At 36.7% G+C, this 23148-nt stretch carries 25 protein-coding genes; 10 read left to right on the top strand and 15 right to left on the bottom strand.

Annotated features, from left to right (window positions below; genetic code table 11):
- Positions 1 to 33: 33 nt before the first annotated feature.
- The 3 genes from BZK16_RS01390 to gpt are packed head-to-tail and all read right to left on the bottom strand — an operon-like array spanning position 34 to position 2427.
- Positions 34 to 1053 (bottom strand): glycosyltransferase family 9 protein, encoded by a 1020-nt coding sequence (locus tag BZK16_RS01390; RefSeq protein WP_077927111.1) that lies wholly within the window; start codon positions 1051 to 1053, stop codon positions 34 to 36.
- Positions 1046 to 1948, bottom strand: coding sequence for an LpxL/LpxP family Kdo(2)-lipid IV(A) lauroyl/palmitoleoyl acyltransferase (gene lpxL, locus BZK16_RS01385; RefSeq protein ID WP_077927110.1), 903 nt, complete (start codon positions 1946 to 1948; stop codon positions 1046 to 1048). The genes BZK16_RS01390 and lpxL overlap by 8 nt, the downstream gene beginning before the upstream one ends.
- Positions 1949 to 1950: 2 nt before the next feature.
- Entirely contained in the window at positions 1951 to 2427 is a 477-nt protein-coding gene (gpt, locus tag BZK16_RS01380) for a xanthine phosphoribosyltransferase (protein WP_077927109.1), read from the bottom strand.
- Positions 2428 to 2549: 122 nt separating this feature from the next.
- Here gpt and rimO point away from each other — a divergent pair, with 122 nt between their 5' ends.
- The 6 genes from rimO to nagZ are packed head-to-tail and all read left to right on the top strand — an operon-like array spanning position 2550 to position 8934.
- Entirely contained in the window at positions 2550 to 3866 is a 1317-nt protein-coding gene (gene rimO / locus BZK16_RS01375; RefSeq protein WP_077927108.1) for a 30S ribosomal protein S12 methylthiotransferase RimO, read from the top strand.
- 60 nt (positions 3867 to 3926) lie between these two features.
- Positions 3927 to 6017: an EAL domain-containing protein gene (locus BZK16_RS01370; protein WP_077927107.1), complete on the top strand. Its 2091-nt coding sequence runs from the start codon at positions 3927 to 3929 to the stop codon at positions 6015 to 6017.
- A gap of 6 nt (positions 6018 to 6023) precedes the next feature.
- The gene (locus tag BZK16_RS01365) at positions 6024 to 6539 is read left to right on the top strand and encodes an LPS-assembly lipoprotein LptE (protein WP_077927106.1); all 516 of its coding nucleotides are present in this window, start codon (positions 6024 to 6026) and stop codon (positions 6537 to 6539) included.
- Complete coding sequence (dtd, locus tag BZK16_RS01360) at positions 6536 to 6973, top strand: D-aminoacyl-tRNA deacylase (protein ID WP_077927105.1); 438 nt, start codon at positions 6536 to 6538, stop codon at positions 6971 to 6973. Before BZK16_RS01365 ends, dtd begins: the two co-directional genes overlap by 4 nt.
- Positions 6974 to 7984: a Holliday junction branch migration DNA helicase RuvB gene (gene ruvB / locus BZK16_RS01355; RefSeq protein ID WP_077927104.1), complete on the top strand. Its 1011-nt coding sequence runs from the start codon at positions 6974 to 6976 to the stop codon at positions 7982 to 7984. It abuts the gene before it with no gap.
- Entirely contained in the window at positions 7981 to 8934 is a 954-nt protein-coding gene (nagZ, locus tag BZK16_RS01350; protein WP_077927103.1) for a beta-N-acetylhexosaminidase, read from the top strand. Before ruvB ends, nagZ begins: the two co-directional genes overlap by 4 nt.
- On the opposite strand, the gene BZK16_RS01345 is transcribed toward nagZ, so the two are convergent.
- On the bottom strand, positions 8921 to 9646 hold the full coding sequence (locus BZK16_RS01345) for a hypothetical protein (protein WP_077927102.1): 726 nt from the start codon (positions 9644 to 9646) through the stop codon (positions 8921 to 8923). The genes nagZ and BZK16_RS01345 overlap by 14 nt on opposite strands.
- Positions 9647 to 9879: 233 nt before the next feature.
- Here BZK16_RS01345 and nfo point away from each other — a divergent pair, with 233 nt between their 5' ends.
- The 3 genes from nfo to BZK16_RS01330 are packed head-to-tail and all read left to right on the top strand — an operon-like array spanning position 9880 to position 12175.
- Entirely contained in the window at positions 9880 to 10728 is an 849-nt protein-coding gene (gene nfo, locus BZK16_RS01340; RefSeq protein WP_077927101.1) for a deoxyribonuclease IV, read from the top strand.
- 1 nt (position 10729) lies between these two features.
- Positions 10730 to 11476: a class I SAM-dependent methyltransferase gene (locus BZK16_RS01335; RefSeq protein WP_077927100.1), complete on the top strand. Its 747-nt coding sequence runs from the start codon at positions 10730 to 10732 to the stop codon at positions 11474 to 11476.
- A 21-nt stretch (positions 11477 to 11497) separates the two neighbouring features.
- The gene (locus BZK16_RS01330; RefSeq protein ID WP_077927099.1) at positions 11498 to 12175 is read left to right on the top strand and encodes an HAD family hydrolase; all 678 of its coding nucleotides are present in this window, start codon (positions 11498 to 11500) and stop codon (positions 12173 to 12175) included.
- Positions 12176 to 12179: 4 nt separating this feature from the next.
- Here the strand turns inward: BZK16_RS01330 and BZK16_RS01325 are convergent, their stop codons facing one another.
- From BZK16_RS01325 to BZK16_RS01275, 11 genes are all read right to left on the bottom strand, one after another.
- Complete coding sequence (locus BZK16_RS01325; protein WP_233145145.1) at positions 12180 to 12710, bottom strand: YqgE/AlgH family protein; 531 nt, start codon at positions 12708 to 12710, stop codon at positions 12180 to 12182.
- Positions 12700 to 13668 carry a glutathione synthase gene (gene gshB / locus BZK16_RS01320; protein ID WP_077927098.1) on the bottom strand — a complete coding sequence of 323 codons (969 nt, stop codon included), beginning with the start codon at positions 13666 to 13668 and terminating at the stop codon, positions 12700 to 12702. The genes BZK16_RS01325 and gshB overlap by 11 nt, the downstream gene beginning before the upstream one ends.
- A gap of 77 nt (positions 13669 to 13745) precedes the next feature.
- Positions 13746 to 14486: a 16S rRNA (uracil(1498)-N(3))-methyltransferase gene (locus tag BZK16_RS01315; protein WP_077927097.1), complete on the bottom strand. Its 741-nt coding sequence runs from the start codon at positions 14484 to 14486 to the stop codon at positions 13746 to 13748.
- A gap of 3 nt (positions 14487 to 14489) precedes the next feature.
- Complete coding sequence (locus BZK16_RS01310) at positions 14490 to 15398, bottom strand: lysophospholipid acyltransferase family protein (protein ID WP_077927096.1); 909 nt, start codon at positions 15396 to 15398, stop codon at positions 14490 to 14492.
- 133 nt (positions 15399 to 15531) lie between these two features.
- Positions 15532 to 15828: an LpxL/LpxP family acyltransferase gene (locus BZK16_RS01305; protein ID WP_077927095.1), complete on the bottom strand. Its 297-nt coding sequence runs from the start codon at positions 15826 to 15828 to the stop codon at positions 15532 to 15534.
- Between the two features lie 6 nt (positions 15829 to 15834).
- Positions 15835 to 16587: an MlaA family lipoprotein gene (locus tag BZK16_RS01300; RefSeq protein ID WP_077927094.1), complete on the bottom strand. Its 753-nt coding sequence runs from the start codon at positions 16585 to 16587 to the stop codon at positions 15835 to 15837.
- A 36-nt stretch (positions 16588 to 16623) separates the two neighbouring features.
- Positions 16624 to 17400 carry an ABC transporter permease gene (locus BZK16_RS01295; protein ID WP_077927093.1) on the bottom strand — a complete coding sequence of 259 codons (777 nt, stop codon included), beginning with the start codon at positions 17398 to 17400 and terminating at the stop codon, positions 16624 to 16626.
- Positions 17401 to 17402: 2 nt separating this feature from the next.
- Positions 17403 to 18338 (bottom strand): ABC transporter ATP-binding protein, encoded by a 936-nt coding sequence (locus BZK16_RS01290; RefSeq protein ID WP_077927092.1) that lies wholly within the window; start codon positions 18336 to 18338, stop codon positions 17403 to 17405.
- The gene (rluB, locus tag BZK16_RS01285; protein WP_077927091.1) at positions 18325 to 19380 is read right to left on the bottom strand and encodes a 23S rRNA pseudouridine(2605) synthase RluB; all 1056 of its coding nucleotides are present in this window, start codon (positions 19378 to 19380) and stop codon (positions 18325 to 18327) included. Before rluB ends, BZK16_RS01290 begins: the two co-directional genes overlap by 14 nt.
- Before the next feature lie 71 nt (positions 19381 to 19451).
- Complete coding sequence (locus BZK16_RS01280) at positions 19452 to 20822, bottom strand: sensor histidine kinase (protein ID WP_233145144.1); 1371 nt, start codon at positions 20820 to 20822, stop codon at positions 19452 to 19454.
- 17 nt (positions 20823 to 20839) lie between these two features.
- On the bottom strand, positions 20840 to 21520 hold the full coding sequence (locus tag BZK16_RS01275; protein WP_077927089.1) for a response regulator transcription factor: 681 nt from the start codon (positions 21518 to 21520) through the stop codon (positions 20840 to 20842).
- A 138-nt stretch (positions 21521 to 21658) separates the two neighbouring features.
- Between BZK16_RS01275 and rpoN the strand changes: the two genes are divergently transcribed.
- The gene (gene rpoN / locus BZK16_RS01270) at positions 21659 to 23146 is read left to right on the top strand and encodes an RNA polymerase factor sigma-54 (RefSeq protein ID WP_077927088.1); all 1488 of its coding nucleotides are present in this window, start codon (positions 21659 to 21661) and stop codon (positions 23144 to 23146) included.
- Positions 23147 to 23148: the final 2 nt, after the last annotated feature.

Genomic DNA, 23148 nt, shown 5'->3' with positions numbered 1-23148 from the left:
AAAATATTAATATTCAATTATAAAATCCGACGATTATACTGTTTTATCCGGCGGATTGAAAATATTTTGATAGGTAGTTAATACATCATTTGCAGTGATTTGGTCAATTTTATTGTCATTTCCAAAATTTTGTGCCTGCAATGCGATGACTTTTGAGCCGTATGGTCGTGATTGCATAGGATCGGTTGGACCAAATAGAGTGATTAATGGTGCATTGCTGCTTGCGGCCATATGTGAAGTTCCTGTGTCGTTACCAACAATTAATGATGCACCTTTGAGCCATTCAGGTATTTCTAATAATGATGTTTTGGAGCAAAGATTAATAAATCTTGAATCGCTTTGTGTGATTTTTTCACAAATATTAGCTTCGCTTTGTGCGCCAATGATTAGGATATGCTGAATGTTATTTTTGAATAAAATTTGCCCTAATTGAATGAATGACTCTGTTGGCCAGCGTTTTTGTGGATGTTGCGGGCTGCAACCAGGTACAAAAACTGCAAAATTTTTATTTTGAATGATGTCAGTTTTTTGATCTTGAACACTTTGAATGATTTCATCAGAGGCAATAATTTTAGGATGTTTCGATTGTTGTTGGATGCCAATAGATTTCAAAGCAGCATAATAACGATCAACCACATGATTGTTTGTGATTTCTTGTTCGGCAATATTATTGTCGTAGCACCAGTGTTTGCTTCTGCCAATAATGGTTGCTTTGGTAAATTTAAAAATTTTCGCAATGGATAGCATTAATCGAGATCGATCACTGTTTTGAAAATCAATGATAAGGTCGTAGTTTTCTCGCTTTAAAAGATTGAGCCATTGTTTAGTTGCTTTAAAACCTTGTTTACGGATTTTAAAGCTAATGAGTTGATGGAAGCGATGATCATGAATAAATAATTGATCCCAAGGCGGTAAAGTATTGAGGTCAATTTTTGCATCAGGAAAATATTGTTTAATATCATCAAATGTTGTGCTAGCTAAAACACAATCACCCATTGCACTCCATTGAATGATTAAAATACGCTGATAATTTTTAATCAATGTTTTACTCATATAAATCTTTCTCACCTTCAGGACGAGTTTTGAATCGACGATGTGCCCATAGATATTGATCAGGCGCTTCTGATATCCAAGATTCAAATAACGTATTTAAACGTTCACAGTCTTTAGTAGTTGAATCAGATGGGAAATTTTCTAGTGCAGGTAATATTTTGATTCTATATTGATTGCCTTTGCGGATGCAATAATAGGGTAATATTTTTGCTCTTCCAAGCTTGGCCATTTCGAATGTTGCAGTAATTGTTAATGCTTTCACACCAAAAAAATTCACAAATACATGATTGCTGCCACCATAATTTTGATCTGGTGCATACCAAAGTAACTTACCCTGACGGAGTAGTTTGATGGTTTTGCGAATTTCATTACGGTTTACTGGTTCATTTTGAGACTGCTTTGCCCGCATTTTGAATTGTTCTTCTTCAAAATAACGATTTTTATGCATACGATACATTGCTACAAAAGGTGTTTGCAATGTCATGGCTCTTGCACCTAACTCTAAATTACAAAAATGAATTGTCAGTAAAAGGGCTCCTTGGCCTGATTCTTTAACTGCTGCAAGATGCTCTAAGCCTTCATAGGTAAAAATTTCTTCTATTTGTTGTTTGGGTTTGAACCATGCTGCTAATGTTTCAAATATGCCCATGCCTAATGAATCAAAATTATCTTTAACGAGTTGAGTTTTTTCCTCTTGAGATAAGTTTGGGAAGCATAATTGAATGTTGCGCTCAATGATATGACGGCGCTTTTTAGCAACATGATATGAAATGCGGCCTATACCTTTTCCTAAGAATAGTAGAAAAGGCATAGGTAGTCGTGCAATGTATTTGCCAACCCAAAAACCTAAGGCAATTGCATTGTCTTTAATCCAGTTGGGTTTATGATATTGCATGATTATTGTTTGTTTTGATCACAAATTGGTGGAATAAAATGTACAGCTGTGTCCCAAGGTTGTTCAATCCAAGTATCTTGTGGTACATCAAGGACACTGAAATCCACTAATGGTTTGCCTTGTGGCTTTGCAAAAATCGTTACAAAGTAAGCTTTTGGATACAATTTACGGATGAGTTTAGCAGTATTGCCTGAGTCCACCAAATCATCAATGATCACAAAGCCTTCGCCTTCATTGGGTAGATTGCACTCTTTGATTAATTGCATGTCTGTTTGATTTTGATAATCATGATAGCTCGCAATACATAATGTATCTACATAGCGAATATTTAATTCGCGCGCCACGATAGCAGCAGGCACTAATCCACCGCGACTAACGGCAATAAGACCTTTCCACTCTTGACGTTCGATTAAATGTTGAGATAAAGCTTTCCCGTGAACTTGGAGCATATCCCAAGTAACTAAATATTTTTTCGACATTTTGGTTTCCAGTAGATAGGGTTCTGATATAAAATGGTGGGTTATTATAGTTTTTTTTCTTTGATTACACCAGTCAAAACATTATCGGATTTGACTGGTTATCTTTTTTTGAAGGTTGAATTGTGACTACTCCTAAGATTGGCTTCGTATCCCTTGGTTGTCCTAAAGCATTGGTGGACTCTGAATATATTTTGACGCAATTGCGCACAGAAGGTTATGAAATTGTACCGAAATATGATGATGCAGATCTTGTAGTTGTCAACACATGTGGCTTTATTGATTCTGCTGTTCAAGAGAGTTTGGATGCGATTGGCGAAGCTTTAGATGAAAATGGTAAAGTGATTGTGACAGGTTGTTTGGGCGCAAAAGCTGATACGATTTTGGAAAAATATCCAAATGTATTGAGTGTGACTGGTCCTCATGCTTTCCAAGAAGTGATGGCATCTGTGCATCATCATTTACCAAAAACACATGATCCATTCATGGATTTAGTGCCACAAGCTGGCATTAAATTAACGCCAAAGCATTATGCGTATTTGAAAATTGCAGAAGGCTGTAATCACAGTTGCACATTCTGCATCATTCCAACAATGCGTGGTAAGCATCAATCTTATCCAGTTGAAAATGTATTAAGCCAAGCTAAAAAATTAGCACAATCTGGTGTAAAAGAATTGTTGGTTGTTGCGCAAGATACAAGTGCTTATGGTGTTGATGTTAAATATAAATTGGGCATTGCAGATGGTAAGCCAGTTAAAACACATATTCAAAACTTATGTGAAGAATTAGCAAAATTAGATGTTTGGGTGCGTTTGCACTATATTTATCCATATCCTCATGTGGATAACTTAATTCCATTGATGGCAGAAGGTAAAATCTTGCCTTACATCGATGTACCAATGCAACATGCTTCACCGCGCATTTTGAAAGAAATGAAACGCCCTGCAAACAGTGAAAATATGTTGAATCGTATTAAAAAATGGCGTGAGATTTGTCCCGAAATTACAATTCGTTCAACATTCATCGTAGGTTTTCCTGGTGAAACTGAAGACGAGTTCCAAATGTTATTAGACTTCATTGAGGAAGCTCGTTTGGATCGTGTAGGTGCATTTATCTATTCTCCAGTTGAAGGTGCACCAGCGAATGATATTGCAGAATTTATTCCTGTGGAAATTCAAGAAGAGCGTTTAGCACGTTTTATGGAGCTTCAAGCAAAGATTTCGGAAGAGAAATTACATGCTAAAGTAGGTAAAGTATTGGATGTATTGATCGATGAATTTGATGCTGAAGAAGGTGTGGCAATTGGCCGCACAATGGCAGATGCACCAGAAATTGATGGTTTGGTATATATTGAAGATGCAAACAGCTCTATTGTGGGACAGATTGTTAAAGTTCAGATTGAAGAAGCTGATGTATATGATTTGTATGGCCGATTAATCTAGTGTGATTTTCATTGATATAGGCTAGAATGTTGTAGTTAGAACTAAGGGAAGCAAATAATAATGGGCAATGAGATCTACAAAATACTCTATGTTGAAAATAATGCTGAAAAAGTAACGCAGCTTCGACAGTTAATTCGGGCGAATACTGTTGATGGTAAAATCACATTTGATGTTACAACGACAGATTCCGTGGATGGTATTAATGTTGCTGTGAATAAAGATCATTGTGATCTTGTCATTTTGCAAGATTCTCCAAAAGTTCCTGTGTTAAAAGAAGTGAATGATGCAATAGGCATCAAAGCAACGCCAGTTCTAGTCTTAGTCAATGAAGAGCAGTTTTTAGAAAAGCGCCAAATTATGATTCAAGAAGGTGCAATCGATGTTGGAATATTGCAGCAAGGCGATGTTCTATTTAAACAGATGGTTCGCGCGATTTTTGAGTTGAAAACTCAATTGGGTTATCGAGATACATTAGAGAAAAATGCACGTTTAACTGAAATTACAGAACAATTTGCCTCAACATCAGAGGATCTGATTGCATATTTTGGTGCTGAAGATGGAATTTTCTTGTATGCCAATGATGCATTCTTGCAATATTTTGGTTTTAAACAATTCATCGATTTAGCAGCAACAACTGTGCTTGAATATGTGACAGGTGATGAATCTGCACAGTTCAAAAAAATGATGAAAATCGTTGGTAAAACAGGTAAAGAGCAGTCTGAAAAATTATCATTAAAGCATCCAAATGGCGACTTAGTTGCTGAGGAAGTTGTATTGAAACAAGGCATGTTTGAAGAAAAATCATGCATTGAATTATTTGTGTCACGAGGCTCTTCGGAAAATGCTGTTGTTGCTGCATCTAATACTGAAGTACAGCCATTGTCTGAACAAGCAAAATTTTATGATAGGTTGTCATTCATTAATAACTTATCCAACTTTGTGGGTAGTTCTTCATGGTTAGTGAGTTTAGTTTTACAGGATTACTTTGATTTCCGTAAAAAATTTGGCGTAGAAGCTTTAGAGTCATATTTCTTAAATCTATCAAAACATTTGGGCGCACAAATTGATAATTTGCATTACGCGCGTTATTCCGATGAAAGCATTGTTTTGCTATTAACAAACAGTGATATGACGAAAGTTGATCGCTTGGGAATGGCAATTGTTTCAAGCTCAGAAGGTTTTATATATAAAGATAATGATATCGTAATTCAGGGTAAATTCACTTTTGCTTATACAAATCTTGGTGATTCTGTTGCAACCATTTCTGATGCTTGTAATCGCTTAGATGAATTGGCTGGATTATTTGATACTCGTGTTGTATTTACCGATGATGAAGCAGAAGCTAATGAACATGCAGAAGCAACTGCTGATGCTATCGAACATGGTGGCGAAACTGTTGATGAAGAGTTCATGCCATTATTCTTGAGCTTGAAAAAACAGCAGATTAAACAATCATATATTCCTGTTGTAGATTTCTCGATGAAAGGTCAAGAAAACTACATTGCTTCTTTTAATCTATACGATGACGCAGGTGAATTATCTGTTTGGAATAAAAGTTTTACATATACATCCAACATCAATTTGATGAGCCAATTAGATCAATTCATGATGTCGAGCGCTATTGCTAACTTAAAAGCTGTAGGTGCTGATAATAAACGATTGATTTTGCCATTATCCATGTACTATTTAGATAAAGTAGATGAATTGGTCGAATGGATTAAAAAACATGGGCACGATATTTTCTCAGCGAAACAAATTGTGATTGGTTTGGCAGAAGAAGTAGTGAACGATCACTTTGAAGCTGCTAAAAAATTCTATCAAGCGCTAGGTAATGCAGGTTATGCAGGTATGGTGCATGATATTGTTGATATTACATCAACACAAGTGACTGAGTTGGATATTGCATTGATTGCATTATCTGAGAACTGTATTGGGCGAATGAGTCGTAATATTTCCAGTGAAGAGATGATGAAGTTCCCAAAACTATTGGAAACAATGGCACAAAAAAGTGCGAGCGTGTTAGCAATGGGTGTTAACTCGCCAACAAGTATGACATTAGTGTGGGAATATAATATTCCTTACGCTTGTGGCAATATGATTGGTTCTGCAAGATTGGCACTTGATTTCGATTTCTCACAAATGATGATGTAATGCACTATGATTCGTAAATTTATATTAGTTTTTTCATTAATGGTGATTGCAGGTTGCGGCTTTAAGTTGCGTGGCACAATTCCATGGCCAACTGATTATCAAAATGTATATATGGAAGGTTATAATCCTTCTCAGCGTGATTCATTCTATGCTTCTGTTAAGCGATTCTTTCCTGAGCATGTGAAAGTTGTGAATAATCAGAAAGATGCAGATGTCATTATTCAGGTTTTATCTGAAAGCCAAACTGCACGTACAGTTTCAGGTTTAGCAGCTAATCGTGATACAGAAGAAGTTGTCACATTGAATGTTACGGTTCAAGTGTTAGATGATCAAGGCAATGAAATTATGCCTGCAACAACTTTAACACGCGAACGAGATTTTACTTATGATGAATCTAACTTGTTAGGAAAATCTACAGATCTACAAAATGTATCGCGCATATTGCGCCAAGAAACAGCATCTATGTTTATGCGCCGTTTAGAAGCAGCTATGAAAAATATTGATGAGATCAAAGCACAATGATTGCTTTGATACAACGTGTAAACTGGGCAGAAGTTAAAGTTGATGGGCAATCTGTCGGAAAAATTGATCAAGGTATCTTAGCTTTGGTGGCAGTTGAAAAAGGTGATACTGAAGCATCTGCTAATAAAATGATGGAAAAAATTGCTCAATACCGTATTTTTTCAGATGATAATGGCAAAATGAATTTGTCACTATTGGATACTCAAGGTGAGCTTTTGTTGGTATCGCAATTTACGCTCTTAGCCAATACAGATAAAGGTCGCCGTCCATCATTCAGTGATAGCCCAGATCCATCTATGAGTGAAGCATTATTTGAATATAGTGTTGGCTATGCCAAAACTTTAGTGAATAACGTAGAGCAAGGTAAATTTGCAGCAGATATGAAAGTTTCTTTAGAAAATGATGGTCCTGTGACATTTTGGTTGAAAGTATAGATGATTGAATCTGACAGAATTTTAATTAGTGGTGAGAAACAACGCGAAGAAGTAGTTGTTGATCGTGCCATTCGTCCTAAATATTTAAATGATTACACAGGGCAAGAAGCGTTGCGTAATCAACTGGATATTTTTATCCAAGCTGCAAAAAATCGTAGCGAAGCTTTGGATCATGTTTTGTTATTTGGCCCGCCAGGATTAGGCAAAACAACTTTAGCACATATCATTGCCAATGAATTGGATGTGGGTTTAAAACAAACCTCAGGCCCAGTTTTAGAAAGAGCAGGGGATTTGGCTGCTTTATTAACAAATCTCGAACCCAATGATGTGTTGTTCATTGATGAAATCCATCGTTTAAGCCCAATGATTGAAGAGGTTTTGTATCCTGCATTAGAAGATTATCAGTTGGATATTATGATTGGCGAAGGTCCTGCCGCGCGTTCTATTAAGATTGATTTGCCACCATTTACATTGGTGGGTGCGACAACTCGTGCTGGGTTATTGACATCTCCTTTGCGTGATCGCTTTGGTATTATGTCGCGTTTGCAGTTCTACTCTAATACTGAATTAACATCGATCGTATTACGTTCTGCCAATTTATTGAATGTTGAATTAACGCAAGAAGGCGCTGAAGAAATTGGTAAGCGTTCTCGTGGCACACCACGAATTGCGAATCGTTTATTAAGACGAGTTCGAGATGTTGCAGAAGTTCGCTCTAATGGCATTATTGATGTTGCTATTGCACAAGAAGCACTGAATATGTTGGAAATTGATGCATATGGGTTGGATGAACACGATCGCCGATTACTTCAATTGATTGTAGAAAAATTCTCAGGTGGACCTGTAGGATTAGATACAATTGCATCAGCATTGGGTGAAGATCGTGGTACACTGGAAGATGTGATAGAGCCTTATTTAATTCAAGAAGGTTTTTTAATGCGCACACCGAAAGGTCGTGTTGCAACATCTAAATGTTGGCAGTACTTTGGCATAGCACAAGAGGAATCATGAATCGAATCGGCGGTTTGATCATCGGGTTACAAGGTTATGAATTAACACAAATAGAACAGCAATGGTTGCAACATCCATTGGTTGCGGGTGTAATTCTATTCACGCGCAATTATAAAGATAAAGATCAGCTCATTGCTTTAACGCAAGGTATTCGTCAGATTAATTCTGACTTGCTCATTTCTGTGGATCATGAAGGCGGACGCGTTCAGCGTTTTCGTGAAGGCTTTACAAAATTGCCTGCCATGAATACATTGGAAGAAACTTATCATAATGATCCAAAAGCTGCATTAAGAACATCATATTCATATGGCAAAACCATTGCAACAGAGCTTGCTTCAGTGGGTGTTGATTTTACGTATGCGCCTGTGTGTGATATTAATTATGGCCATAACGATGTGATTGGTGATCGTGCATTTCATAGTGATCCTGTGACAACAAGCTTATTGGTTCAAGCTTTCTATTTAGGTTTAAGATCTCGTAATAGCATTGGTGTTGCTAAACATTTTCCAGGTCATGGCTATGTGGAAATTGATACGCATTTGGGTGTGGCTGTAGATGATCGCCCATTATTGGAAATTATCCAAAATGATCTTCTGCCTTTCAAAACCTTGATCGAAGAAGGGATTGAAGCAATCATGCCAGCACATATTATTTATAAGAACTTTGATGCTGAGCATACAGCAGTTTCATCGCCTAAATGGATGAATTATTTGCGTGATGATTTAGGTTTTGACGGTTTAATCATCAGTGATGATTTGGATATGAAAGGTGCTGAGCATCTAGGTTCAGTAGTAGATAAAGCACAAAAATGCTTCAATGCAGGTGTAGATATTTTGCTGTGTTGTAATGACTTTGCTGCCATTGAAACATTGTTGAATGCATTACAAGATGAAACCATTGCAGAAGATACTCAACAACGATTAGATTTTGTTCATACTAAGCTTGCTTAGCTTTTTGTAATTGGTCAATCGGGCATCGATTACCAATTTCATAAGCCAATGTGCCATCAGCATGACGATAAGCATAAGCGTAATGATCATCATAATAATGCCAAACATAAATCTGGCTAGGTTGTGATGATGTATCTAATCGCAATAATTTAATGAGTTTAGCATTGAGCGTATATTGCCCTAAATACGTTAAATCATGGGCTTTTAATCCATCTTCGTCCACTAATAAGTCACCATATTCATAGCGAACATATTTAGGTAGCATTCGTTCTTCTGAATCTGTTAAGCCTGTTGTGCCAAACCAATCGGCAACTTCTTCAGTATGCTCTTCGGCATAGTCATTGCGAATAAAGATATCATCAGTGATTGTACTGTCTTTCAGTGCATAGAAAAATTCAGATTTACAATGACCTGAATAAATAAGGCTAGGATTTGGATTAGGCAAAGGAATCAATACATTTTGCATGCTATCAATGAAATTAGGTGAATTAGCATCAGATAGCCATAAAAATTGAGTCACAGTAATATGAACCGCAGAATCAATGTCATACAATTGTTGAGTAACTTCAATGGTTGTGTGTTCAGAAATTTCATCAACCACCAATTGCTCGCGTTCGGGCAATGCACGCAAGTCTTGATAAGATTTCTCTTTTAATTTTTGAACAATTGATTCAAAAACTTGATTATCACTTTGATGTATTTGTAGTAACACAATTACCTCCCCATTTATGCCAATGGTATTAGTTTACGCATAACATAGAAAAATACTTTGACCTACGATCATCTTTTTGTTTTTACAGGTAATATAAACTTTGAGAATTATCATATTTTTGAATAAATGTGATAAAAGATATCAAAATATGGTGGGAGATTATTCTCTGAAAGGGATGCTTCTTTTTAGTATGATACAGGCTAATTATTATTAGGAGGCATTAGGGAAATTATATGACTTATTTTGTCGGTGCGCATGTCAGCGCTGCGGGCGGTGTGGATCAAGCGCCTCTTCGTGCGAAAGAGATTGGTGCAAATGCTTTTGCATTGTTCACAAAAAATCAGCGTCAATGGAAGGCTAAGCCATTAGAAGCTAAAGTGATTACTGATTTTAAAAGAAAATGTGCAGCATTAGGTTTTACAGACCAACAAATTTTACCGCATGATAGTTATTTGATTAACTTAGGTCATCCTGAAGCTGAAGGCTTGGAAAAATCCCGTGAAGCATTTTTAGATGAGATGCAACGTTGTGAGCAATTAGGAATTAAGCTTTTAAACTTTCATCCAGGCAGCCATTTAAATAAAATTTCTACATCTGAGTGTTTAGCTAAGATTGCTGAATCCATTAATATCACTTTGGATCAAACTAAAGAAGTTGTAGCTGTGATTGAAAATACAGCAGGGCAAGGCTCAAACTTAGGTTTTGAATTTGAGCAATTGGCTGAAATTATTGATCAAGTGGAAGATAAAAGCCGCGTAGGTGTTTGTATTGATACATGCCATACATTTGTGGCTGGTTATGATTTACGCACACAAGAAGATTGTGAGCGTACATTCAAACAGTTTGAAGAAACTGTGGGTTATCAATATCTTCGTGCAATGCATTTGAACGATGCTAAAACAGATTTTGGTAGCAAAGTGGATCGTCATGATAGTTTAGGGCAAGGCAAAATAGGCATAGAGCCTTTCAAATTCATCATGCAGAATCCTCAGTTTGAGAATATTCCGTTGATTTTAGAAACCACAAATCCTGAGATTTGGGATCAAGAGATTGGTTTGTTGCGTAGCTTTATTCAGGAATAATATGAATTCATCTCCACTCATTATTAAAAGCGATATTCAGCCTGATTTTTTCAATGAATATGAAATTCAATCTGAACCATATCAATTGCCATCTTTTGTGTGGGATGGCGAAGAGCTTTATTGGCAAGATGAAGCAAAGCAGAAATTGCATGTAGACTTTGCATCACCAAAGCAATTGTGGCGTTTTTCCAAATTGAATAAAGCTCAAGAGCCGATTTTACGTGCTTTTAAATGGAAAAATAATGAGCCGCAATCTGTGTGGGATTTAACCGCAGGATTAGGACGAGATGGTGGAATGTTGGCGTATTCAGGTTTCAATGTGACTTTCTTTGAACGCAATCCAACATTGCAGGTTTTATTATCTGAGTCGATTCATTCATTACACAATGAAATGCCAGATATGGCTAATCGTATTCAATTGAATCGAATGAATTCTATCGAATATCTCAAGCAAGCGATTGAAGATATAAGTATCGAGCTGCCCAATAATTGCTATATGGATCCGATGTATCCACATCGTAAAAAATCTGCTTTGGTGAAATTGGATCTTCGCATGGTGCGTGATTTAGTGGGGGATGATCCTGATAGTTCTGAGCTATTATCAACAGCATTAACTTTGTTAAAAAGCGGTCGTGGCATGCAACGCATTGTGGTTAAACGTCCTGCAAAATCAGAATATTTGGGTGATTTTAAGCCAAGCTATAGTGTTGAAGCGCCAAATACTCGACTGGATGTTTATATCCCGTAATTTGTTAAATTAGGAGTTAAAATGAGAGAAATTCGCGGGGCGATATTTGATGTGGATGGTCTGTTATTCAATACAGAGCAGTTATATTGCGATATCTGTATGGAATTAGCACCGAAATACGGCATTGAAAATTATGATAGAGAATATTATAAAAAATATGTTGGTACATCGAATAAAGCACTGTATGAAATTTATCAAAATGATTTTCCATTCTTAAGCATGGAAGATGTAGATCACTTTATTAAAGCAGTTCAAACAATTGCTGAATCTCATCTAGAAGTGGGTGATGTGGAAATCAAAGCAGGTGCTAAAGAGATTTTAGAATTTTTGAGTGGTAATGATATTCCATGTGTGATTGCCTCTAATAATCAAACGAAATTCATCGAATCCATGTTGAATCATCATGATATTCATTTGCACTTTCAGAAAATCTATTCGTTTGATGATGTTGTGAACCCAAAACCACATCCTGAAATTGTGAACAAAGCGTCTGAATTTTTAGGAATGGATAAGCAAACATTGGTGATGTTTGAAGATTCTTGTCACGGTGCAACTGCTGCGATTTCTGCAAATGTGCCTGTGATTATTGTGCCGGATATGTTGCCTGTATCAGAAGAGATTCGAGCACACTTATTGCAAGAGTGTGAATCTCTTCATCATGCGAAGGATTTTTTAAGCGCTACCCATCTGTTCAGATAAATTATTAATATTTACCCCCAGAGCTTGCAAATAGCTCATTCCATAGCAATGTCTTATCATCTCTTGAGGATAAAAATTGCTTGTCGAATGGAATGGGCATCCAAATATTGTTTCTCAACTCTTGATTGAATTGTGGTGTATCCCAAACTGAATAACTCTCCACAAGAGAATGGGAAATTTCAGGATACGAATCACTAATATTGGTTAAGACATCAATGGACTCTGTGAATTCAATATTGGGTAAAACTTCAGCATTTTTTGTCCATTGTTGAATCTGTTCATGAAGAACGGGCAATACTTTTGAAGCTTTAGGTTTTTCAGAAATAAAATCTAATTGATCAACATCTTTTAACACAACATCTAAAGCCAAAGGTTTTTCTGGTTCATGTTGTGATAGAAGAAGCTCTTGATCAATGATGATGCCCAAAACAAACTGCTCTGTGTGTTCAGCAATGAAAATCACAGAGCGATGGAATACATCATCATGAATATGTGGCATGCTAATTAAAAATTGGCCACGATAGTTAACTGCCATTGCGCTTATCTTTCCATTCTTCAATCAATACAGCGATGAGGTCTTGCCCGACAGGAATGCCAGTTGAATTTTCAATTTGGCGAATGCCAGTAGGGCTCGTGACATTAATTTCTGTTAAATAGTCACCGATTACATCTAAACCCACAAAATATAAACCACGTTTTTTCAATTCTGGTGCAACTTTGGCACAGATTTCAAAATCATGCTCAGATAACGGTTCTACAATTGCCGTACCGCCAACTGCTAAATTGGCACGAGTTTCGCCTTCAGCTGGGATGCGCGTCATAGAATAGGGAACAGGTTCACCGTTGATGAGCAAAATGCGCTTATCACCTTTTTTGATTTCAGGAATATAGCGCTGAATCATCACAGGTGTTTTTTGATGTTCAGTTAATGTTTCCATGATCACGTTAAGATTTGGATCTGTTTCTTGGATTCTAAAAATCGCACTGCCACCCATGCCATCTAAAGGTTTGATGATGGTATCGTGATGTTTTGCGACAAAATCTTTTAAATACTTATATTGGCTAGTGATCAATGTTGGTGGGCACAGTTCAGGGAACCAAGCTGTATAAAGTTTTTCATTACAATCGCGCAATGATCTTGGGCTATTACATACTAAAGCCCCTTGTTTTTCAGCCAATTCTAAAAGATATGTCACATAAATATAGTGCATATCAAATGGCGGATCTTTGCGCTGTAGGAGAATATCATTTTCTGAGAAAGTAATGACTTCAGCTTCTTTCAGTTGATACCATTCTTCTTGTGATAAATCGATGCGAACAGCTTGTACTGTAGCTTTCGCTAAAGTTTCATCCACAAAAATAGCAGAAGGCTCAACATAGTAGCATTTATCCGCAAGATCTTGAGCAGCCATCATCATTGATAATGTGCTGTCTTTATGGATATTTAAGCTATGAAGCGGATCCATGATGAAGAATATGCGAGGAAGTTTCATGACAGTTTCCTAAAATTGATAGTGTTAAAAGTAATGATGACACTAACAATGGTGACTGTACAGATGAAAAACAAGGGCTATGCCCAATCTCCTAAGCGAGAATGTAAACTGCTTAATACAGATAATGCCGCTGTTTCTGTGCGTAAGATTCTGTTTCCTAATGAAACAGGATGGCAATTAGGATGGTTAGATAAGAGTGATAATTCTGAATCACTGAATCCACCTTCAGGGCCAATAATGATGCCAAAATCAGTCTGTTCTAAGGATTCGCTATTGAGCCATTGTCCTAATGACTTTTCTGCTGTTGGTGATAAAATTAAATAAGGGCGATCATCTAAAATTTCTTGAATATTTTTTAAGGAGGCAAAGTCTGTCAATTTTGGCACAATATTTAAGCCACATTGCTCACACGCACTTTCTAAAATACCTTGCCAATGGGATAATTTTTTATCTTGTTTATTGCCCGCGCTCAGTTTAAAACTACTGTGTTCACTTGTGAATGGTGTTAACTTGGCAATACCCAGCTCAGTAGCTTTTTGAAACACAAAATCCATCTTATCAAATTTAGCAAAGCTTTGAATTAAATGAATATTTAAACGAGAAGAGCGATTGGCTTCATTAAACTTAATAAGTTTAATCAATAAAGAGCGCTTATTAATGGCTGTAATCTCTGCTTGATATTCTCCGCCTTCACCATTGAATAAGATTAATTCATCACCTTCTTTTTTACGCATCACACGTACAATGTGATTGAATTGAGGGTCTGTTAATTCAACTGTGGCATTAATAGCCAGCGGCAAAGCAATATAAATACGCATAGATTAATGATATCGGTTAGGCTCGCCTTTTGGCGCGGTTTTAAAACGTTTATATGTCCATAGATATTGTTCAGGGGATTTTCTGATTTCTATTTCTATGGCTTGATTTAATGCTGTAATGGAGTCTAAAGTATCATCACTTTGTAATTGATTATCAATTTTAATGAGTTCAATTGTGAAAGTTCCTGATGTAAGATCACGTTTAGAAGCTACGATGTACGCAGGAATTTTAAAGCGATTAGCTAGTTTAGAAACGAGCGTCATTGTACTTGCATCTAATCCGAAGAAAGGTGCAAACATACCATCTTTGGCGCCTGGATCTTGATCAGGCAAAATGCCAACGCTTCGACCATTTTTCATCGCTTTCATCATGTCGCGAATACCTTGAGCTGTGGTTGAAACTAAAGTTGCACCATTTTTACCACGGCCTTCAATGATTAAAGGATCAATGTATAAGCGGCTAGGGCGGTACAAGGTTGCTAAAGGATATAAAGATGATGCATATAAACCGCTTAATTCCCATGAGCCAAAATGTGGAGTGATGAAAATCATTTGTTCAAAGTTCTTTTGATCTTCTGCAAACTCTGGTGGCAATGTAATTTTTGTCACAGATTTTAAGATTCTTTCATAAGAATTGAGCCACATGAAGCTTAATTCAAACATGGTTGCTGTATTGTGGCGTAAAGTTTGATGTAGCAATTGTTTTTGTTCATCTGCTGATAATTCAGGAAATGCTAATGCAATGTTTTGTCGAGCAATCTCTTTCGTTTGGTTAGGGAATGTAATCAACAATGATGCAATAGCATTAGAGAATCGATACAGAGTCTTTAAAGAAAAACAGGCAAAGAACTTTAATAAAACAGTGATGGCTTTTGCACGAATTCGGCGACGTAACGGTATCGATTTATCCATAATTAACTATTGAGCATTTTGTCGAGCAATATCAGAAATTGAAAATTCATCATCATCTTCATCATTGTAAGATTGATCTGGCACATCAATGCCTGATTTTCTCAATTGATTATTGCGGTGTTGTAAAACAGATTCACNTTCTTTCATAAGAATTGAGCCACATGAAGCTTAATTCAAACATGGTTGCTGTATTGTGGCGTAAAGTTTGATGTAGCAATTGTTTTTGTTCATCTGCTGATAATTCAGGAAATGCTAATGCAATGTTTTGTCGAGCAATCTCTTTCGTTTGGTTAGGGAATGTAATCAACAATGATGCAATAGCATTAGAGAATCGATACAGAGTCTTTAAAGAAAAACAGGCAAAGAACTTTAATAAAACAGTGATGGCTTTTGCACGAATTCGGCGACGTAACGGTATCGATTTATCCATAATTAACTATTGAGCATTTTGTCGAGCAATATCAGAAATTGAAAATTCATCATCATCTTCATCATTGTAAGATTGATCTGGCACATCAATGCCTGATTTTCTCAATTGATTATTGCGGTGTTGTAAAACAGATTCACGTTGGAACACATAGTTATCTAAAGAAATTTTCTTAGAGAGTTTATCTGCTTCTAATAGATTAGAGCGCGCATTCACATTATCCACAACAGCTACGATCACTTCACCTTTAACGTCCATTACATAAACGCGAGGATCAGTAATGAATACATCTACGCCCAATCCCACTTGATCACGGAATGTACGTGGTGGCAAGAAAGGTAATAGGAAGTAGCTAGACTCTTCCCAACCGTAGTAAGCCAAAGTCATACCAAAATCGGAAGCTTTATATTCAGGTAATTTGAATGTGCTTGTTAAATCAACTAAACCGCCTAAACCAAATGTACTATTGAATACAAAACGATGTGTGGATTCTAAGAATGCAGTGATTCGACCTTGTAACAAGTTATTCACCATGTTGCGAGGCTCAGTTAGGTTGTCAATAGCATTACCAATACCATCACGTACAAGATTAGGCGTGACAGCACGATAGCCAGTTGCAACAGGCTTTAATAAGACCTCATCCAATGTTGTGTTAAACGCATACACTTTGCGGTTATATTTTTCATAAGGATCGGCGGGGTTGTTGCCTGCACAACCTGCTAATAAAAGAACGCCAAGAATAAGTGAAGAAAGCTTGATCATGGTGGAAACTCTAAAAGTAGTAATTATAAGAATGAACTAGTATTTTAGCCCAATTCCTTTGTTCATTAAATATGTTGCAACGAAACACAATGTTGCAAATAAAAGGCATAAAATTGTTAACGTCCAACCAATGCTGATATCAGAAATACCTAACATGCTGTAACGGAAACCATTCACCATATAAAGGATAGGATTAAAATAGGATAACTTCTCCCAGAAACCAGGTAAAAGGCTAACTGAATAGAAAATTCCTCCTAAATATGTCAAAGGCGTCAAAACAAATGTCGGAATAATGGAGATATCATCAAAAGATTTAGCAAAAATTGCATTGATGAAGCCAGCTAAAGCGAATACAGCAGCAGTTAACAAAAATATTACAATGGTTAATGGGAAGTTATGGATAGAAATTGGCGTAAAAAATAACGTCACAATTGTTACGATAACACCGACAACTAAGCCACGTGCAATTCCACCTGCAACATAGCCTGCAATGATGAGTAGGTTGGAGATTGGAGAAACTTGTAATTCTTCCACATAGTGTTGGAATTTAGCACCAAAGAATGATGAAACAACATTCGAATAACTATTATTGATTACAGTGAGCATGATTAAGCCAGGCGCGATGTATTCAGAATAACTAAAACCACCCATTTCACCAATGCGCGAGCCAATGATCTGACCAAAAATAATAAAGTATAATGCAGTCGTAATCGCTGGTGGCAACAATGTTTGTGGCCAAATTCGAATAAATCGTAAAATTTCTTTGACTAAAATCGTCTGGAAGGCGATCCAATTTACATTTTGACGACTCACGATTATGCTTCCTTATTGCTAGTTAACTTAATGAATAACTCTTCTAAGCGGTTAGCTTTGTTGCGAAGTGTATCCACATTAATGCGATGATCTCTCAGGATATCAAATACTGTTGTGACAGAATGAGGCTTTTCAATTTCCACTTCCAACGTCATAGGATTAATCACTGTAAAGGTTAATCCCTCGGTGCTATCAGGTACAGTATTCAATGGCTCATTTAAACTGAGTACAAAAGATTCTGACTGTAATTGTCTTAATAAGCTATCCATAGAGCAGTGCTGAACGATTTCACCATGATTGATGATGGCAATATTTTTACAAAGGAGCTCAGCTTCTTCCAAATAATGGGTTGTTAAAATAATTGTTGTGCCTGTTGCATTGATTCTTTGTAATAAATCCCAAGTTTGGCGTCTGATTTCGATATCAACACCAGCTGTTGGCTCATCTAGAATCAATAGTTTTGGTTCGTGCATTAAAGCACGTGCAATCAATAAACGGCGCTTCATCCCACCTGACAAATTACGCGCGGTTACTTTAGCTTTATCTGTTAGGTGTAGTAAATCTAAATATTTTGCAGCGCGCTCTTTGGCAATTTTACGTGGTACACCAAAGTAACCTGCTTGGTTGATTAAAATCTCTTCACACAATTCAAACTGATTGAAGTTGAAATCTTGTGGCACTAAGCCAACCAATGATTTTGCATTACGCATATCGGATTTATGGTCATGCCCAAAAATTTCAACATGACCATGTGTTGCATCTAATAAACCAGTAATGATGCTAATGGTTGTGGATTTACCCGCACCATTAGGACCAAGCAGAGCAAAAAAGTCGCCTTGCTCAACGGTTAAGTTGATGCCTTTGAGTGCTTCTTTACCATTATGATACGTTTTTGCGAGATCAGTAATGGCAAGTGCAGGAATTTTAGTCTCTGTCATATCTACGATTATTTGGTTTAGATGATCTTGTTGGGCGCTCAGCTGAAGTTCTGCCAGCAGGCCTACTTGCTGCGCGTGCAGTACGGTCAGTTCGCTCTGTACGAGTATTACGATCCGTACGTTCAGATGATCTAGATGGTGCTTTTCTTGATTCAGATGAACCAAACTCTGCTCTCATTTTTCTAGATGTATCTGTTGAAGATGCACGTGGCTTTTCTGATACAGAGCTATTTGCAAAACGTTTACTAGGCTTTGCTTTATACTGAGACTTTCTGTTTTCTGGTGGTGCATAGAAGTTTTCAATGCGAAATTGCATGCCAGCATCTTCTAAAATTGCTTTAGTTGCATCAATATCTAAATCAATTGAGTGACCTTGGCGCAGTGCTTTTGGCATTGTGTAACTGCCATAACGTACACGCATTAAGCGCGATACTGTTAAACCTTGTGATTCCCACAAGCGGCGAACTTCGCGGTTTTTTCCACCTTTTAGAATAACGTGATACCAAATGTTTGCGCCTTCTCCACCGGAATAAAGGATTTCATCAAATTTAGAAATACCATCTTCAAATTCAACACCTGTTTTCATGGCTGTCACCATTTCTTCTGTCAACGTGCCTAAAACGCGCACAGCATATTCGCGCTCTACTTCGCTAGAAGGGTGCATCATTTTATTGGCAAATTCACCATCGTTAGTGAGTAGCAATAAACCTTGTGTATTAATATCTAAACGGCCAATTGAAATCCAACGACCATTTTTGATGGGCGGTAAGCTATCAAAAATTGTTTTTCTACCTTCAGGATCGTGGCGTGTTGTCACTTCACCGATAGGTTTGTGATATGCAATAATCCTACGCACTAAAGGAGAATCATCCACTTGAACTGGTTTGCCATCGACTAGAATTTTTTCTGAGCCATCAACCGTTGTACCTAAGATGGCAACTTTCCCATTAACTGAAACTCTGCCTTCGCGAATCCAATCTTCCATTGCGCGACGAGAGCCTAAGCCCAAATTAGCCAATACTTTTTGTAAACGTTCGCTCATACATTAACCTAATCAAACTTGATATAAAGGGATACTATTCTACTCGAAAATGAGCGTGAAGCCTATCCTATTTATGAATTGTCTGAGATTAATGGTAATTTGATGAGAACGATTAAACCTTCATCTTCAGCATTTTTGAAGATCAGAGAACCGTTGTGGTAGGTAATAATGGCATGCGTGATGGTTAATCCTAAACCATAACCGCCATCTCTTTTATTTCGAGCACTATCCACACGATAAAAAGGTTTCGTTAAGAAAGGAATATTTTCTTCAGGCACACCACAACCATGATCTCGTACAGAGATAACTGCTTCTTTGGTTGCTTCATCACGGCTCAACGTGACTTGGATTTTGGTAAAAGGTTTGGTATGGAATAGGGCATTGCGTACGATATTTTCAACTGCACGTTCTAATTTTAAGTATTCACCTAAAACCACTAAATCTTGATCAACATCCACTTGGATTTCAACGCCTTTATTCTGCTTAGAAAATTCAAATGCAGCATCATCCAAAATTGATTCTAGCAAGGATGTTAAATAGATTGGATCAGCATTTTTACATAATGATTGTTGATTTTGTAATGGACGTAGATAGTTTAGAATCTCATCAATGAGTTCATTCAAACGAAGCCCTTCATTCTCGATGCGATCCAATAATTCTTTATAATCAAACTTATGAAATTGTCGTTCTTTCAATAAGTTGATGGCTAATTTTTGGCGTGCTAATGGTGAACGTAGTTCGTGGGCAATATCAGAAATCATCTCTTGTTGGCTTTTTTGAAGCTTAGTGAGATTTTGCACCATGATATTGAAAGTTTGCGTTAGCTCTTTAATTTCTGGTGTAGAATTTTGTGTTGCTTCAGGTGGAATGAGCTGCAAATTGCCTTTACCAACCTGTTGGGCACTTTTAATGAGGGCTTCAATGGGCACAAGGAAGCGTCTAGCCCAAAAGAATGTGAAAAATAGGATTAAGCCAAAAATCGGAATGCTGCGGAGGATAAAACCTTCCGTTGAAAGACTAAAATATAATACTGAATGACTTGGATTTTTAATTTCAATTAAATATAGATTTTTATTTTTATCAGTAAAATATATTAATTGATTTTGTTTAATATTACTCATTTCAAAAAGTTCTGAATGAGCCTTTAAAACATTCTGATTAGAAGTGATCGCACCTAAATAATAGATTGATAAATATTCAGAGTATTTTTCTGCTAATTCTTCAATGATAGAGATAGGGTTGCTGATATCTGCACCATTACCTGCAATGACGATGTTGGAAAGCACAGGAATCACTTCTTCGTGATAAATTTCTTTCCAATCATCATTATAATCATCTGCGATATAAACATACGCCAATTGTACGGATAGCACGATAATGCTGTACGCCAATACAACGGACAACCATGCCCTAAATAGAAAACTTTTAGAAAATTCTTTCAATTTAAGGCGCATAATATCTATACACTCAACTGATAGCCGCGGCCACGAACGCTTTTAATTTCTACATCTTCATCCATAATTTTCTTACGAATGTTGGAGATGTGAACATCTAAGCTACGATTAAATGGTGGTAATTTCTTGTGCATTGCTTGCATAGAGATCGTATCTTTAGGTACAACAGCACCAGGATTCTCTGCCAATACAACTAAGATTTCGTATTCAATACCAGTTAAATCAATTGGTTTTTGATTGATATAGAAAATACGCTTTTGTTTATCCCAATGGATTTTATCTTTTTCAAAACTTTCTACAACAGGTGTTGTTGTTTGGCTTGCTCGGCGCAAAATTGCTTTGATTCTTGCCAATAATTCACGTGGCTCAGGTGGTTTTGCGATGTAGTCATCTGCACCTAATTCTAAGCCTAAAATACGATCAATGGGTTCAGATTTAGCAGTTAACATAATGACTGGTAAATTAGGATGTGTTTGACGTAATTGTTTTAATGTTTCTATACCATCTAATTTAGGCATCATCACATCTAATAAACAAACATCAAATACAGATGTTTGTGCAATGGCTACAGCCTCATTTCCATCGTGAGCTACAACGATTTCTAAACCTTCACCCGCTAGGTAAGTGGATAAAAGTTCTGAGAACTCAATGTCATCATCAACAAGTAATAATTTTTTATTATTCACACTGCAATCCTATAAATTACAAAAAAGTTGGAGAAAAAATCTGATCATCTGTACTTAACCATGTATAACTATACAATATTATTGTGAAGAATTTCACATAAAGTTGCTCTTATTAATTCTGTGATACACTGCCGAGACATGAAAATTAATTCTAGTATAATACAAAAACAGTCGCAAACTATGGTATTGACGCAGTCAATGCAGAATGCGCTGAAGATTTTGCAGTGTTCTCAGTTAGAATTGGAGAATGAAGTTTCTGCATTTCTTGAAGAAAATATGATGATAGAACAGGATGTTAATAATGAGAATGATTTCGATTTATCATCCTATGAGCTAGAAACGGGTAGTTTAAAAAATGATCAGAATAATGATGGGGTGATTGAAAATGACAATTCATCTCTTGATCTAGATCAAGAAACTCCTTTTGAAGTGATAGAAGATTGGGGTAGTTATGAGGATAGTGGTTCATTAGATCATTTAAGTTTTAAAAGTAATGGTGATGAAATTGATAACTTTGACACCAATACTTATGACATTTCATTAGAAGAGCATTTATTAAATCAGTTAATATTATTAAAATTATCACAAAAAGATTTAATCATCGGTACATTTCTCATTGATTCATTGGATGATAACGGATATTTCACGCAACCAGCATCTGATATGGTGGATGCACTATCTGAACAATATCCTGATTTAGACATTGATGAAGATGAAGTAATGATGGTGCTTCGTCATATTCAGCAGTTTGATCCTCCTGGGATTGGCGCAACATCTTTAGAAGAATCCTTAATACAGCAGATTAGACAATTAGATCCCAAACCATATTGGCAAGATGAAGCGATGGATTTATTGCGCTATCACTCTAAGTGGTTACTGCAACATGATCTTAAACGTATTGAGCGTAATTATCATTTCTTAGAAGAAGAAGTGATTGAAATGCTTGAAGGCTTTAAAAGTTTAAATCCTTATCCTGCGATTAATTATCGTGGCAATAAAGTGGAAGTAGTGAAGCCAGATGTGATTGTTTTACAAAAAGGTGACAAATTAACAGTAACTTTGAATGAAGAAATTTTGCCAAAGCTCCGCATTAATCGCAAATATGCCAAATTAGCACAGCGTGCAAAAATGGAAGGGCGTGATTTAATGCGTTCTCAATTAACGGAAGCGCGCTTCTTTTTAAAGAGCATTGAAGATCGGTTTGATACTTTATTGAAGGTTGCGACAGCAATTGTGGATGCACAGCAAGCTTTCTTTTTACATGGCAAAAAAGCAATGAAAGGGCTTCGTTTACAAGATATCGCAGAAGCAGTTTCATTGAATGAATCAACAATTTCTCGCGCAGTGGCAGGAAAATATATGATTTGCTCGCAAGGCACATTGCCACTCAATTTCTTTTTTACAAATCAGGTTTCAAGTGGTGGAGATGAAGATGCTTCTGGCGTTGCTATTCGTGCAGTTTTACAAGAAATTATCAATGAAGAAGATAAAAGAAAGCCTCTGAGTGACCAAAAGTTACAAGAAGCATTGGAAGCTAAAGGCCATGAATTATCTCGTAGAACAGTTGCTAAGTATCGTGAAACTCTGGAAATTCCAAGTTCAGCTCAGCGTAAACGTTTAGTTTAGGA

It is taken from the genome of Wohlfahrtiimonas populi, assembly GCF_002006795.1.
GTDB lineage: Bacteria > Pseudomonadota > Gammaproteobacteria > Cardiobacteriales > Wohlfahrtiimonadaceae > Wohlfahrtiimonas > Wohlfahrtiimonas populi.
This window is presented reverse-complemented; position numbering and strand designations above follow the sequence as displayed.

Bases quoted from the DNA above. Each gene is read 5' to 3' on its own strand.
- BZK16_RS01310 (WP_077927096.1), bottom strand. From the start codon at position 15,398: ATGGATAAATCGATACCGTTACGTCGCCGAATTCGTGCAAAAGCCATC.
- BZK16_RS01290 (WP_077927092.1), bottom strand. From the start codon at position 18,338: ATGACAGAGACTAAAATTCCTGCACTTGCCATTACTGATCTCGCAAAA.
- BZK16_RS01325 (WP_233145145.1), bottom strand. From the start codon at position 12,710: ATGGCAGTTAACTATCGTGGCCAATTTTTAATTAGCATGCCACATATT.
- BZK16_RS01365 (WP_077927106.1), top strand. From the start codon at position 6,024: ATGATTCGTAAATTTATATTAGTTTTTTCATTAATGGTGATTGCAGGT.
- lpxL (WP_077927110.1), bottom strand. From the start codon at position 1,948: ATGCAATATCATAAACCCAACTGGATTAAAGACAATGCAATTGCCTTA.
- BZK16_RS01390 (WP_077927111.1), bottom strand. From the start codon at position 1,053: ATGAGTAAAACATTGATTAAAAATTATCAGCGTATTTTAATCATTCAA.
- BZK16_RS01330 (WP_077927099.1), top strand. From the start codon at position 11,498: ATGAGAGAAATTCGCGGGGCGATATTTGATGTGGATGGTCTGTTATTC.
- rluB (WP_077927091.1), bottom strand. From the start codon at position 19,380: ATGAGCGAACGTTTACAAAAAGTATTGGCTAATTTGGGCTTAGGCTCT.
- nagZ (WP_077927103.1), top strand. From the start codon at position 7,981: ATGAATCGAATCGGCGGTTTGATCATCGGGTTACAAGGTTATGAATTA.
- gpt (WP_077927109.1), bottom strand. From the start codon at position 2,427: ATGTCGAAAAAATATTTAGTTACTTGGGATATGCTCCAAGTTCACGGG.
- BZK16_RS01370 (WP_077927107.1), top strand. From the start codon at position 3,927: ATGGGCAATGAGATCTACAAAATACTCTATGTTGAAAATAATGCTGAA.
- BZK16_RS01335 (WP_077927100.1), top strand. From the start codon at position 10,730: ATGAATTCATCTCCACTCATTATTAAAAGCGATATTCAGCCTGATTTT.
- ruvB (WP_077927104.1), top strand. From the start codon at position 6,974: ATGATTGAATCTGACAGAATTTTAATTAGTGGTGAGAAACAACGCGAA.
- gshB (WP_077927098.1), bottom strand. From the start codon at position 13,668: ATGAAACTTCCTCGCATATTCTTCATCATGGATCCGCTTCATAGCTTA.
- BZK16_RS01315 (WP_077927097.1), bottom strand. From the start codon at position 14,486: ATGCGTATTTATATTGCTTTGCCGCTGGCTATTAATGCCACAGTTGAA.
- rpoN (WP_077927088.1), top strand. From the start codon at position 21,659: ATGAAAATTAATTCTAGTATAATACAAAAACAGTCGCAAACTATGGTA.
- nfo (WP_077927101.1), top strand. From the start codon at position 9,880: ATGACTTATTTTGTCGGTGCGCATGTCAGCGCTGCGGGCGGTGTGGAT.
- dtd (WP_077927105.1), top strand. From the start codon at position 6,536: ATGATTGCTTTGATACAACGTGTAAACTGGGCAGAAGTTAAAGTTGAT.
- BZK16_RS01300 (WP_077927094.1), bottom strand. From the start codon at position 16,587: ATGATCAAGCTTTCTTCACTTATTCTTGGCGTTCTTTTATTAGCAGGT.